Below are 13,507 nucleotides of genomic sequence, written 5' to 3' on the forward strand. Positions count from 1 at the left end.
GCGAAGGACCTTATCAAGTTAGAACGATTGGCAGTAATTCAACTGCTACGACCGTGATAAGGTCCTTCGCTACGCTCAGGATGACAGACGCTCTCCGCTTTGATTCTGAACCAAGCACCCCGCCGCTGATGTATCTTTCCCGACTAAGAACTGATTTATGGCGGTGATAATAGAGCAAGGCGCAACGGCCGCCGAGTACCCCGCGCTAACGCGGGTGCGGACGGAGCTGGAGGCCTTCAAGCGCAAATTTTACCTCAACCTGCTGGTGCGGGGCGGGCTGGTAGCCGGCGGCCTGCTGCTGAGCTTTTTCGTGGTATTCAACGGCCTCGAATACTTCCTCTACCTGCCCACGGCGGTGCGGGCCGGGCTGTTGTTTGGGTTCATTGGCCTCACCATCTACAGCTTCGCGCGCTGGATTTGGACGCCGCTGGCGGCCCTCACCAACCTGCGCCGGCTGCTGAGCGACGAGCAGGCCGCCCGCCGGGTAGGGGAGCTTTTCCCCGAAGTGCAGGACCGCCTGCTGAACGCCCTGCAGTTGCAGGGCCAGGCCCGCGATAACGCCCTCATCGCCGCCAGCCTGGAGCAGCGTGCCGCCCAGATGGGCGACATTTCCTTCGCCAAGGGCATCGACATTCAGCAGCAGAGCCGGCCACTGTGGAAGTACGCGGCCATTCCGGCGTCCGTGCTGCTGCTACTGCTGGCATTTTATCCCAGCTTTCTGGTGCAGGGCACCGAGCGCATCTGGCACTACAAGCGGGCATATTCGCCGCCGGCGCCGTTTCAATTTCTGATTAAGAACCCCAAGCTGACGGCTTTTAAGGGCGAAGATTTTACGCTGGACGTGGGCGTGGCGGGCCAGGCTCTGCCGGCCGATGTCAGCATTGCCTTCGACGAAGGCGAGCGCAAGCTGAGCAAGGTGGCGGGCCAGGGCGACCAGTTCCGTTACACCTTCGAGCAGCCGCAGGGCGACGTGACGTTTCAGCTAAAGGGTGCCGGCTTTGCCTCGCCCGAATACCAGCTCACGGTGCTGGAACGGCCCAATCTGCGCGATTTCAAGGTTAACATCACCTACCCGGCCTACACCGGCAAGGCGGCCGAAACCATTGAGAACGGCGGCAACCTGACGGTGCCCGAGGGCAGCACGGTGCGCTGGGAATTCGCCACGGCCGCCACCGATGAGTTGGCCCTTGTATTCCAGAACCCCGACGAAACCCTGGCCGCCACCGGCGACGACGGCACCTTCGTGGCTGAGCGGCGCATTATGCGCTCGCAGCCCTACCTGCTGCGCCTGAAAAACCCGGCCAGCCTCAACCGCGACCCCATTTCCTACCAGCTCACGGCCGTGCCCGACTTGGCCCCCACGCTCACGCTGGAAGCCTTTGCTGATACCGTGACGCGGCGCTACCTGGCCCTGGGCGGCACCGTGCGCGACGACTATGGCCTGACCCGCCTAAGCCTGCACTACGCCCTGCGCCGCGCCGGCCAAGGGCCTAATGCCGCGCCCGTCCGCCAGGGCAGCACTGCGCTAGGCCTTCCCCGCGAAAGCTCCGGCACCTACGCTTACACCTGGAACCTGAACCCGCTAAACCTGCAGCCCGGCGACCGCCTCGAATACTACGTGGAGGCCTGGGACAACGACGGCGTACACGGCCCCAAGGCCACCCGCACCCGCCCAGCCGAGTTCCGCCTGCCCAGCCGGCGCGAGCTGAAACAGGAAATGCAGGCCCAGGCCCAATCGGTGGCCAGCCAGATGAGCCAGGCCGCCAAGCAAAGCGAGAAGCTGGAGCGCGAGCTGGCCAAAACCCAGGACAAGCTCAAAACCAAGCGCGACCTGAGCTTCCAGGACCGCAAGCAGCTGGAAAACATGCTGGACCAAAAGAACCAGCTGAACCAGCAGATGGAGCAGATGCAGAAGATGTTCGAGCAGCTGCAGCAGAAGCAGGACCAGGCCAACCCCAAAAGTGAGGAGCTGGCCAAGAAAGCCGAGGAGCTGAAAAAGCTCATGGATAACCTCCTCGACCCCGAAACCAAGAAGCTCTACGACAAGCTGAAAAAGCTGCTGGAAGAGCAGAAGCAGCCCGATGCCGAGATGCAAAAGCTCCTCCAGCAGCTCGAAAACAAGGAAAACACCCTGCAAAAAGAGCTGGACCGCGCCCTCGAAATGTTCAAGCAGATGCAGCTGGAGCAGAAGGCCGAGGAAACCGCCAACAAGCTGGAAGAGCTGGCCAAAGACGAGGAAAAGCTGGCCGAAAAAACCGCCCAGAACGACAAGGAAAACCCCGACAACAAGCTCTCGAACCAGGAGCAGAAGGCCAAGCAGGAGCAGCTGAAGCAGGAGCAGGCCGAGAACCAGAAGGAATTCGAAGACCTGAAAAAGGACCTGCAGGACCTCAAGCAGATGGATAAGGAGCTCGACAACCAGAACGGCATGGACGAGCAGAAACCCGAGCAGGAGCAGACCGACCAGGACATGCAGGAAAGCCAGCAGAGCCTTAGTAAAAACCAGAACTCCAAGGCCGCCGCCAAGCAGAAAAGCGCCGCCCAGCGCATGAAAAAGATGGCGCAGAAAATGCGCGACCAGATGAGCGAGGAGGAAAGCGACCAGGCCCAGCAAAACATCGACGACCTGCGCGACATCCTCGAAAACCTACTGACCCTTAGCTTCGACCAGGAAAACCTGATGAAGGATTTCCGCAAAGTGGACCAGAGTGACCCGCGCTTCGTGCAGTTGGGTCAGACGCAGCGCAAGCTGCGCGACGACGCCAAAATCATCCAGGATTCGCTCTACGCCTTGGCTAAGAAGGAGCCCAAGATTCAGAGCTTCGTGACGCGCGAAGTGGGCGAGATGAACGGCCGCATGGACGAGTCGCTCACCCACATTCAGCAGCGCGACCTGGGCCGCGCTACCGCCACCGAGCAGCAGGCCATGACCAGCATGAACAACCTCGCCCTGATGCTGCAAAACTCTTTGCAGCAGATGCAGCAGGAGCAGCAGGCCGGCAAAGGCCAGCCCCAGCCCGGCGACGGCAAGCCCGGCAAGGGCAAGAAAAAAGGCAAAGGCCAGGGCCAAGGGCAGGGCAGCAAGCCGGGCCCCGGCAGCATGGGCAAGATGCAGCAGCAGCTCAACGAGCAGATTCAGAAGCTCTCGCAGAGCGGCAAGCAGGGCCGCCAGATGTCGGAAGAGCTGGCCAAGCTGGCCGGCCAGCAGCAGATGCTGCGCCAGGCCATGCAGCAGCTCGACAAGCTGCAACAGGGCCAGGGCAAGCCCGGTGGCAAACCCGGCGCGGCGGGCCAGCCCGGTGGCGCCGGCCAGCCCGGCGAAGGCCAACCCGGCCAGGGCAAGGACGGGAAAGATGGCAAAGAAGGCGGCCAGAATGGCAAAGACGGCAAGGGCGACCAGGGCGGCGGCGGCACCGGCGAGCTCAAGAAAATGATGGAGCAAACCGAAACCGACCTCGTGAACAAGCGCCTCACCGAAGAAACCATCCTGCGCCAGCAGCAAATCCTCACCCGCCTGCTGGAAGTGGAGAAATCGGCCCGCGAGCGCGACCAGGACACCAAGCGCGAAGCCCAGGCGGCTCAGTACAAACCCCCGGTTTTTCCGCCGGCTTTCGATAAATACAAGGGTACCAAGGAACGCCAGACGGAATTACTACGTAGTACCCCCCCGAACCTCACCCCGTACTACCAACGCGAGGTGGGCGAGTATTTCCAAAAAATCAAGTAGCCGGGCCTTCCATTCCATCCAAAACGGCCGCTGTCTCGTTAAGTGTTTAGCAATCTGTCGAAACCCTTTGGCGGCGTGCCACGCAAATTCTTGTGGCGCTTTGCCATTTAAAAGACTATTTTTGCCGCCCGCACAACTTGCCGCCGCTCTTCCTACAAACCGCCTTATGAAGCAGGTAAAAATTCAGATTCCGTCGCTCGTCGAGAACATCCGCGTAGTCGAAAGTTTCATCGATAACTCCAAGGATACCTTTCAGATTGAGGACGATATCTACGGCAACATCATGGTGGCCGTGACCGAAGCGGTGAACAACGCCATTCGCCACGGCAACAAGTTCGACAAGGACAAGAACGTCTACTTGTCGCTCTACGTGGAGCCCCAGCAGCTCAAATTCGAAATCGAAGACGAGGGCACGGGCTTCAATTACGACAACCTCGACGACCCCACGGCGCCCGAAAACCTCGAAAATCCGGGAGGCCGCGGCATCTTCCTCATCCGCCACCTGGCCGATGAGGTGGAGTTCAGCAAGGAGGGTCGCCGCGTGCTGCTCACGTTCCAGCTGGCTCCCGCGCCCGCCGACGAGCCCTCCACCGCCGACCAAATTGCCGCATAAAGCTGCCTGACGCTGCATGATGAGCACCCCGCCGGTGGGCCCGCCCCACCACGAAAGCTTCCCCCCCGGCGAGCTCCACCACGAGGCCCCCGGCATCGAGTTCATGGTGGAAGACGTGCCTGCGTTCGAGCTGTCCGACGCCGAGGAGCTGATTGGCTGGATTGAGCGCGTGGCGCGGGTGCATGAACACCGCATCGTGCAGCTCACCTACATCTTCTGCTCCGATGACTACCTGCACCGGCTCAACGTCGAATACCTCGACCACGACACGCTGACCGACGTCATCACTTTCGATAATTCGGACGACGCCGACATTCTCGAAGGCGACATCTTCATCAGCGTGGAGCGCGTGCGTGAGAATGCCCAAGACCTCGGCATCCCCTTTCGCGACGAACTACACCGCGTCATGATTCACGGTGTGCTGCACCTGCTCGGCTACCACGACAAAGACCTGCTGAGCCAAACAGCCATGCGAAAAAAGGAAGACGACTGCCTATCGCTTCGCACTTTTTAGCTCCTTCTGTTAACTAAAAACACCGACGCCCGCCCCAAAAGCGGGCGTTTGGCATATAGGGTGTAGAGACGCAATATCTTGCGTCTCGTCGTTGCTGATGTTGTTATGACCGCGCCGCCGATGTGGTTTTGCGTGGCCCCGACCGTTCAACGACGAGACGCAAGATATTGCGTCTCTACCTCGTTCTATCATCTTTTCTCATGTCTGCTTCCCCTTCCGGCTTTCCCATCATTCGGGGCGATGCCTTGGACTTCTACCTCGCCCAGGGCTACTACCGCATGCAGCAGGAGTTATTCACCTGCCACTTCGTGCCCTTCGGCAAACGCCTCTACACCGCCCACTGGCTGCGACTCGACCTAAGCCGCGTAACCTGGGGCCCGGAGCAGCGCCGGCTGCTGCGCCGCAACGCTCGGTTTACGGCCACCGTTCGACCATTCCGCCTCACCGAGGAATACGAGGCGCTTTATGCCCGCTACCACGCCTCCATCACCTTCGATGCCGCCCCCACCATCGAAGCCGTGTTACTCGGCGGGGAGCCGCACAACGCCTTCAACACCCAAGTCATCGAATTGCGCGACGGCGAGCGCCTGATTGCCGTCGGCATCTTCGACCGCGGCGAACGGACGCTGGCCGGCATCCTCAATTTCTACGACCCCGAATACCGCCAATTCAGCCTCGGCAAATACCTGCTGCTGCTGAAAACCGACCATGCCCGCCGCCTGGGGCTCGATTATTACTACCCCGGCTACCTGGTGCACGGCTACCCGAAATTCGATTACAAGCTATTCGCCTGCGCGGCGGCCACCGAGGTTTTTGATAACGTGCGAGGCTTCTGGCAGCCGTTTTCCTGGGAAATAGTCAACGCCCATTCAGCCGAACTGCTGGATGAATGGCTGCCCGAGGACCTGCGAGGAATGGTTGATAAAGCGTAAACCGTCCTGCTTAACCTGAATTCTTAAACCCGCAAGCCGTTTCACGTGAAACTGGTGTTGGGCGTGGAATGCGTAATTTTGTAATTATCAATCGCGCAAGGTTTCGCAAGGTTAAAAGAGGTTTCGCAACGCGTGGAACCGCCTACTCCTGCTTTGTGTAGATGATGAGAACCAAAACCTTGCGAGACCTTTTTTAACCTCGCGAAACCTCGCGCTATATGTTTCAGCAAGAAGAATACGACGTCATTGTAGTGGGCGCGGGCCACGCCGGCTGCGAAGCCGCTGCCGCCGCTGCCAACCTCGGCTCGAAAGTGCTGCTGGTGACGATGAACATGAACACCATCGCCCAGATGTCGTGCAACCCGGCTATGGGCGGCGTGGCCAAGGGCCAGATTGTGCGCGAAATCGACGCGCTGGGCGGCCAGTCGGGCATCATCACCGACCAGACCATGATTCAGTTTCGGATGCTGAACCGCTCGAAAGGCCCCGCCATGTGGAGCCCACGCGCGCAAAGCGACCGCATGCGCTTCGCCGAAGCCTGGCGCCTGACGCTGGAAGGCATCGCCAACGTGGACTTCTGGCAGGAAGCCGTGACTGGCATTGTGGTGGAAAACGACACCGCGGTGGGCGTGAAAACCGCCCTCGGCATCGCGTTTCGCGGTAAGTCGGTGGTGCTCACCAACGGCACCTTCCTGAACGGCCTCATCCACATCGGCGAGAAGAATTTTGGGGGCGGCCGGGCGGCGGAGAAGGGCAGCCGGGGCATCACCGAGCAACTGGTGGAGCTGGGCTTTGAGGCCGGGCGCATGAAAACCGGCACTCCGCCCCGCGTGGACGGCCGCAGCCTCGACTACTCCAAAATGGAAGCGCAGGGCGGCGACGAGGTGCCCAGCAAATTCTCTTACCTCGACACGCCGCGTCTCACCCAGCAGCGCCCCTGCTACATCACCTACACCAACGAGCGGGTGCACGACATCCTGCGCGAGGGATTCGAGAAGTCACCCATGTTCCAAGGCCGCATCAAGGGCCTGGGGCCGCGCTACTGCCCCAGCGTGGAAGACAAAATCAACCGCTTCGCCGACAAGGACCGCCACCAGATTTTCGTGGAGCCCGAGGGTTGGAGTACCGTGGAATGCTATGTGAACGGCTTCAGCAGCTCGCTGCCCGAGGACGTGCAGTACCGCGCCCTGCGCGAAATCGCGGGTTTTGAGAACGCCAAAATGTTCCGCCCCGGCTATGCCATCGAGTACGATTTTTTCCCGCCCACGCAGTTGGCGCTGACGCTCGAAACCAAGCTGATTGCGGGCCTGTATTTCGCAGGCCAGATTAACGGCACCACGGGCTACGAGGAGGCCGCCTGTCAGGGCCTGATGGCCGGTATTAACGCCCACAACAAAGTGCACGGCAAAGCACCGTTCGTGCTCAAAAGGAGCGAGGCATACATCGGTGTGCTCATTGATGACCTGGTGAACAAAGGCACCGACGAGCCATACCGCATGTTCACGAGCCGCGCCGAGCACCGCATTCTGCTGCGCCAGGACAATGCGGATTTGCGCCTCACGCCGCTGGGCCACGAACTGGGCCTGGCCTCGGATGAGCGGCTGGAGCGCGTGCGGATGAAGGAGGCGCAGACCGCCGAAATCGGCGTGCTGTTCCAGAAATTCGCCATCGAGCCGGCCGAAATCAACCCGCTCATGGTGGAGCTGGGCTCGGCCGAAATCCACGAAAAAACCCGCGCCGTGAACCTGCTGCGCCGCCCCAACGTGGAGCTGGCCGACCTGCGCCGCGCCCTGCCCGCGCTGGACGAGGCGCTGGCCGCTTTCGATGCCGAGGCGCTGGAGCAGGCTATCATCAACATTAAGTACGAAACCTACTTGCTGAAAGAGCAGCAGCAAGCCGAGCGCATGCAGGAGCTGGAGAACTTCGTTATTCAGGGCCGGCTCGACTACCGCGCCATGCCCGCTCTCTCGCACGAGGCCCGCGAAAAGCTGCTCAAGATTCAGCCCGAAACCATTGGGCAGGCCTCGCGCATCAGCGGCATTTCGCCGGCCGATGTGTCGGTGCTGATGGTGTATCTGGGGCGGTAGGATGAGTGCCGTGGCTCAATCTGGTGCTGTGCCAGCGTGGCGCTCTTCAAAGCGTAATTTTATAGCTACCCTGCTGCTTGTAGGCGTCCTGATTGGCGGCGCGCCCTGGCTGTATAATTCGGACCTGCTATCACTGCTGGCCTTTGGGCTATTGGTGGGTTTGTTTATGATGGGCGGGCTGGCGGTTGGCTCGTTACTCCAGAATCTCTGGCGGCAACAGTGGCAACGCTCGGCAATTTGGTTGCTGTTGGCTTTGCTCAATTTGGCTGGCTGGTGGGTAAGCTACCGAGTGTGCATTGAAGCAGTGCAGCTAACCCTCTCCCCCGATGCCCCGGCTTTAGGCCCCTTATTGCAAGGGGCATTCAGGTGACGGCTTGATAATTCCGCCGGTTCTTACTCCAACGCCTTATTTTTGTCTTCGGTCTTCGTAATCCATTTCGGTGGCCAGCTTTATCTGTTTGCCCAAATCCGTGTCCTACGAACGTTTAGATAATTGCCCGGTCTGCGGCAAAACCGACTTCAAAAACAAGCTGGTGGTGGAAGACCGCACGGTGAGCCACGAAAGCTTCGCCATTGTGCAGTGCGCGGGCTGCAGCTTTCAGTTTACCAACCCGCGGCCGAGCGAGGCCGAAATCGGCAAATACTACGAGTCGGACGCTTACGTGTCGCACAATAGCGCCGCCCAGGGATTCGTGAATAAGGCCTACAAGGTGGCGCGGTTTTTCACCATGCGCCGCAAGGTGAGCTTGCTGAACAAGCTGGCGCCGCGCCGGGGCAAGCTGCTGGACTACGGCTGCGGCACGGGGCATTTCCTGGCGGCGGCCAAGTCGGGCGGCTGGCAGGTGGCCGGGCTGGAGCCCAACGCCCGCGCCCGCGAGGAAGCCAGCCAGCGCCTCGGCCAGCCCATCGGGCAGGAGAGTCTGGTGCAGTTTCAGCCCGGCACGTTCGATGCGATTACGCTCTGGCACGTGCTGGAGCACATTCATACGCTGAATGAGACACTGGCCCAACTGGTGGCGCTGCTGAAGCCCGAAGGTGTGCTGCTCATTGCCGTGCCCAACGTGGAAAGCCTCGACGCCCAGCACTACCGCGAGCTGTGGGCCGCCTACGACGTGCCCCGCCACCTCTACCACTTCGCGCCCAAAACCATGGTCCAGCTGCTCAAGAAGCACAAGCTGGCCATCCGCCAGACGCTGCCCATGCCGCTCGATGCCTATTACGTGAGCATGCTCAGCGAGAAGCACAAGGCCGAGCGGGCGGGCGGCCTGCTCACCGTGCTCAAGGCCGGCTACAAGTCGAATGTGTACGCCGAGGAGCACGAAGGGCAGTATTCGAGCTTGCTGTACGTGGCCGGGCGGCGCGCCCCGGCCGGCGCCTGATGCGGCGGGCGGCGCGCCGGTGGGGGAGGGGCTTGGTGCTGGCCGCGTGCCTGCTGCCGGCCGCCCGCGCCCAAACGCTGCCCGCCACGCCGCCCGCGCCCGTCGTGGCGCCGCGCCCGGACTCGGTCAAAACTCCCGCGCCGACCTTTGTGGCCGATACCGCCCGCACGGTCACTGTCGTTACCACCGAGCCGAGCGATGCCGTGACGCGCCGCCTGGCGTGGCGCATCGGGGCGGCCATTGTTGTTCTCACGCTTTCCACGCTGCTTCTCTATAATGTCCGTTCGCGCTGAACTGCTGGCTCTGCTGGCGCTGGTTGCCTTGCTTGAAAGCTGCGCCGCCGTGGCCCCGCCCCTGGGCGGCCCGCGCGACCGAATTGCCCCGCGCCGCATCAGCAGCTCGCCCGACAGCGCAGCCCGCAACGTGAAGCAGCAGTTTGTGCGGCTCATCTTTTCGGAACCCGTCGTCACCAAAGACCTGAGCAAAAACCTGCTCATCACGCCCCAGCTGGCCGAAGACAACCCCTACAAGCTGCGCGAAGACCGCAACTCCGTCACGCTGCTCTTCGACAAGCCGCTGGACCCGAACACCACCTACAGCTTCAATTTCCGCGAGGGTATTGTGGACATCACCGAAGGGCTGCCGGCTAAAAACGCGGTAGTCAACTTCAGCACCGGCGCTGTGCTCGACTCGGGCCGCGTCACTGGCACCGTCACCGACCTGCTCACGGCCAAGCCCGTGGGCGAAGCCAGCATCGGCCTCTACCGTACCATCGACACGGCCGGCGTGCGCCGCGGCCGGCCCTACTACACGGCCCTCACCGACAAGGAAGGCAAGTTCAACCTGGGTTTTTTGAAGGACGGCACTTACAAAATCTACGCCATCGGCGACAAGAACAACAACGGCCGCTACGACGACGGCGAGAAGATTGGCTACCTGCCCGCGCCCATCACCATTGCCGGCCGCACCGGCCAGCCCGTGGTCCTGGTGCTTACCCAGCCCGACCGCCGTCCGCCGTTGCTCACCACCCGCACGCCCAGTCCCACGCAACTGCGTTTGGGGTTCAACGAAGCCTTGCGCACGGCCACCCTCATCACGCTGGGAGCCGGCCCTAAGCCCGAGGTGCTGGCCGAAGCTACCCAGCTCACCGACCGGGGCCGTACGCTGGTGCTTTATAAAACGCCCGATGTGGGCGACGGCCGCTACCTCCTCACCATGGCCGACAGCACCGGCAATGTGGGCCGCGACACCCTACAGGTGAAGTTCCCGGTGCCGCCGGCCACGGCCAAAAAAGTAGCCCTTCCCACGTTGTATAACGTGGAAGGCAGCCCCCGGAAGGTGTACCCCGAAGGCCAGGTACGCTTCCAGTTTCTGGTGCCGGTACGGGTGGCCAGCGGCAAGCCCTTCGGCACCCTCATCGAAGATTCAACCAAGCGCCGCCCCCTGCGCCTGCCCGCCGACGGCACCCTCAACGCCGACCGCACAGAGCTAGGCGTGCGCTTCAACAGCAAAGCCAAAACCCGGCTCGAAATCGTGCTCGACAGCACGGCCATCACCGCCATCACAGGCCAGGACCTGCGCCTGCGGCCTCTGCGCCTGGGTATCAGCGAGCAGGACGTGTCGACCAGCCTCTCGGGCACAATCACCACGAAGGAGAAGAACTTCGAGCTGCAGCTCCTCGATTCCAAGCTACAGGTGGTGGCCAGCCTGGCCTCGCCCAAAGGCAAGTACCTATTCTCCGACATCGCGCCCGGCACCTACCGCCTGCGCGTGCTCATCGATGCCGACGGCGACGGCCGCTGGCGCGGCGGCGACCCCAACCTGCTCCTCCCGCCCGAGCCCGTGTACCTCGACCCCAAGCCCCAGCAAATCCGGGCCGGCTTCGATATTGAGGAGCCGCTCAGCTTTTAGATAACCATTCCAGAGACTTTTCCGAGCCCCGGCCGGGCGGCACCTCTTCGGTTGAGGGCCGTTTGACCGGGGCTCTGGCGTTGGGGGTGGTTTTGAAGTCGCTACGCGGTGTCTCGGGTTGCATAGTGGCAGTGTAAGATGAGGGAGCTTTTAAAGCAATTTTCAGGTGGATGACTGGACGATGTCGGGGCGGGGCTTGCCCCCGCCCGCCGTTATACAGAATCGTTGCACTGGCGCAAGCGTCCGGGCGGGGGCAAGCCCCGCCCCTACATCGTTCAAATGCCCTAACCTGCCGTCAGGTGTTCGGCGTCAGTTGGGGTAGCGGTTAGCACCGCTTAATAGGTAATTAACACGCCCACCACAGCCTTTCGTGGATAACCAACCTTTGATTCCAGTTACTGCGGGCCGTTTTGAGCAATAATCCACCGGTTTTCCACGGGCTTTTCCACAGCGTTTTCGGCTTGTGGGAAATTTCGGGGATAACCTGGGGGAAACATGGGGAGAAGCGGGGGATAAATGGGGTACAAGTTTTTTTGGTGCTTTCAGCGCCCACACAGGGCATTTTCCCCGTGGATAACCGTGGATAACTTCCCCAGCCCAGCAGCCCTTCCCACACCCTCACTTTTCGTGGGGATAGGGAAATGTGGAAACCCGGTGTAGATGTTGAAAAATGAATTAACCTGTAGATAATCAGTAATTTGTTTTCCACAATGCCGCTGTATAGCGCGTGGATAAGGCCACTGTTTCCCCCACGTTATCCACGCTGGGGATAACCTCGCGGGCTTATCCACTTATCAACGGACCTAATGAGTGGAAACAAAAAGAGTTTTTAAGAAAAAAATTTAATCAAAAATTAAAAGTGGGGAAAACCCAAAGAGGAAAAGTCTGAGCTCCCAAAAGCCGGCTTCCAAAAAAAAGATGCCCAGCCGCCGCACTTCGCCAAAAGCCGGCTTGCGGTTTCGGCGCGAATCCGTATGGGTTATGCACACCGCGCTGATTGCGTTTCAAACCTTGATTCAGGTTCCCCCATGCCGTTCGATTACACTCTCGATTTCCACACCGTCGATTTCCGCCAGCACCCCGAGCTCTACCGCGTGGGCCGGGGCGAGCAGGGCGTGCTGCTGGTGCAGCCCTACAAGGGCGAAATTTTGCCGCACTGGCGATTCAAAGACGCGGCGGCGGCCCGGGAGTCGTCGGAGACGATTTACAGTCTGTTTGAAGCGTATTTGAATGCCCACGATTTTGTGGGGGCCGACATGGCCCGCAAATTCATCCAGATGGGTTTCACCCGGGCCCGGCGCTACGCCAACCACAAGGGCGGCAAGAAATACGCCGGCCCCGTGCCCGACGATAAAAAAGGCCAGAGCGGCGCCCACGGCCGCGCCGAGCTGCCCCGCACCACCCACCCCGATGTGGATAAGGTGGAAGCCGCCGCCATTTTCAAGCGCAAGTGGGACGAGGCCAAGGCCAACCCCGAATATATCCGGCAGAAGGAGGCGTTTGTGGAAAAGTATGGCAAGTGAGGGGATAAGTCAGCATTAAAAAAGAACGTCATGCCGAGCGCAGCGCAGCATCTCGCCCGCCTCCAGTAAACCTTTCGATTGGATTGCATTGCGCGGGCAAGATGCTGCGCTGCGCTCGGCATGACGTTCTGTATCCCTGCCTACCTTTGCTTACCATCCCTTACCCCAACCGCATGAGCACCACGCAACCCTCCAGCATCGAGGAAAACGAAATTATCCTGGGCACCGGCATGGGCCCCCTGCGCTTCGGCGCCACCATGGACGAAGTGCGCACCCTCGTGGGCGAGCCCGAAGAAATCGAAGAGTCCGACGACGACGACGATTTCGAGCACCAGGCCTGGAACTACCACGAGGAAGACTACCTGCTGTCGCTCTACTTCGACCGTGAAGACGATTTCCGCCTAAGCTGCATCGAAACCGACAACCCCAACATGCGCCTCTTCGGCGAAGCCATTTTCGGCCTCAGCCTTGACCAGGTGAAGGCGCTGATGGCCCGCCACAACCAGCCCACCCCCGAGGTGGAAACCATGGAAGAGGGTGCGGTGCGCCTCTCCTACGAGAAGTCGATGATTGACCTCTACTTCGAGGAAGGCGAGCTGCAGTTCGTCAATTTCGGCGTCTTCATCAACGACGACATGGAGGTGCAGTGGCCTAAGTAGAGGTTGGGTTATCCACATTTACCCGGTTTTTTACTGTGGATAAGTGGACAAGTCACTAAAAACAGCAGGGTTATCCCCCAAAATTGTCCTTTTACTAGCAAGCGACCCTTTTGCTAATTTGCCGAGCATGAAAAAGGCTGCCCCGTTGAAGGGCAGCCTTTT

At 60.6% G+C, this 13,507-nt stretch carries 10 protein-coding genes; all 10 read left to right on the top strand.

What is annotated here, in order from left to right; genetic code table 11:
* Window positions 1-157 precede the first annotated feature (157 nt).
* Window positions 158-3,727, top strand: coding sequence for a DUF4175 family protein (locus tag Q5H92_RS21040; protein WP_305013532.1), 3,570 nt, complete (start codon window positions 158-160; stop codon window positions 3,725-3,727).
* A gap of 166 nt (window positions 3,728-3,893) precedes the next feature.
* Window positions 3,894-4,340: an ATP-binding protein gene (locus Q5H92_RS21045; RefSeq protein ID WP_305013533.1), complete on the top strand. Its 447-nt coding sequence runs from the start codon at window positions 3,894-3,896 to the stop codon at window positions 4,338-4,340.
* A gap of 16 nt (window positions 4,341-4,356) precedes the next feature.
* The gene (gene ybeY, locus Q5H92_RS21050) at window positions 4,357-4,854 is read left to right on the top strand and encodes an rRNA maturation RNase YbeY (RefSeq protein ID WP_369811170.1); all 498 of its coding nucleotides are present in this window, start codon (window positions 4,357-4,359) and stop codon (window positions 4,852-4,854) included.
* Window positions 4,855-5,054: 200 nt separating this feature from the next.
* Window positions 5,055-5,786 (top strand): GNAT family N-acetyltransferase, encoded by a 732-nt coding sequence (locus Q5H92_RS21055; RefSeq protein ID WP_305013534.1) that lies wholly within the window; start codon window positions 5,055-5,057, stop codon window positions 5,784-5,786.
* A gap of 218 nt (window positions 5,787-6,004) precedes the next feature.
* Entirely contained in the window at window positions 6,005-7,873 is a 1,869-nt protein-coding gene (gene mnmG / locus Q5H92_RS21060) for a tRNA uridine-5-carboxymethylaminomethyl(34) synthesis enzyme MnmG (protein WP_305013535.1), read from the top strand.
* A 470-nt stretch (window positions 7,874-8,343) separates the two neighbouring features.
* Window positions 8,344-9,252: a class I SAM-dependent methyltransferase gene (locus Q5H92_RS21065; RefSeq protein WP_305013536.1), complete on the top strand. Its 909-nt coding sequence runs from the start codon at window positions 8,344-8,346 to the stop codon at window positions 9,250-9,252.
* A 35-nt stretch (window positions 9,253-9,287) separates the two neighbouring features.
* Window positions 9,288-9,545: a hypothetical protein gene (locus tag Q5H92_RS21070; protein WP_305013537.1), complete on the top strand. Its 258-nt coding sequence runs from the start codon at window positions 9,288-9,290 to the stop codon at window positions 9,543-9,545.
* Window positions 9,529-11,163, top strand: a complete 1,635-nt coding sequence (locus tag Q5H92_RS21075) for an Ig-like domain-containing protein (protein ID WP_305013538.1) — start codon at window positions 9,529-9,531, stop codon at window positions 11,161-11,163. Before Q5H92_RS21070 ends, Q5H92_RS21075 begins: the two co-directional genes overlap by 17 nt.
* 1,028 nt (window positions 11,164-12,191) lie before the next feature.
* The gene (locus Q5H92_RS21080; protein WP_305013539.1) at window positions 12,192-12,686 is read left to right on the top strand and encodes a DUF4385 domain-containing protein; all 495 of its coding nucleotides are present in this window, start codon (window positions 12,192-12,194) and stop codon (window positions 12,684-12,686) included.
* A 146-nt stretch (window positions 12,687-12,832) separates the two neighbouring features.
* Entirely contained in the window at window positions 12,833-13,345 is a 513-nt protein-coding gene (locus tag Q5H92_RS21085; RefSeq protein WP_305013540.1) for a hypothetical protein, read from the top strand.
* Window positions 13,346-13,507 lie beyond the last annotated feature (162 nt).

The sequence above is a fragment of the Hymenobacter mellowenesis genome, assembly GCF_030581005.1.
Taxonomy (GTDB): domain Bacteria; phylum Bacteroidota; class Bacteroidia; order Cytophagales; family Hymenobacteraceae; genus Hymenobacter; species Hymenobacter mellowenesis.

What these genes read in the sequence shown, in the direction of transcription:
- Q5H92_RS21055 (WP_305013534.1), top strand. Translation starts at nt 5,055, where the DNA reads ATGTCTGCTTCCCCTTCCGGCTTTCCCATCATTCGGGGCGATGCCTTG.
- Q5H92_RS21075 (WP_305013538.1), top strand. Translation starts at nt 9,529, where the DNA reads ATGTCCGTTCGCGCTGAACTGCTGGCTCTGCTGGCGCTGGTTGCCTTG.
- ybeY (WP_369811170.1), top strand. Translation starts at nt 4,357, where the DNA reads ATGATGAGCACCCCGCCGGTGGGCCCGCCCCACCACGAAAGCTTCCCC.
- mnmG (WP_305013535.1), top strand. Translation starts at nt 6,005, where the DNA reads ATGTTTCAGCAAGAAGAATACGACGTCATTGTAGTGGGCGCGGGCCAC.
- Q5H92_RS21080 (WP_305013539.1), top strand. Translation starts at nt 12,192, where the DNA reads ATGCCGTTCGATTACACTCTCGATTTCCACACCGTCGATTTCCGCCAG.
- Q5H92_RS21045 (WP_305013533.1), top strand. Translation starts at nt 3,894, where the DNA reads ATGAAGCAGGTAAAAATTCAGATTCCGTCGCTCGTCGAGAACATCCGC.
- Q5H92_RS21040 (WP_305013532.1), top strand. Translation starts at nt 158, where the DNA reads ATGGCGGTGATAATAGAGCAAGGCGCAACGGCCGCCGAGTACCCCGCG.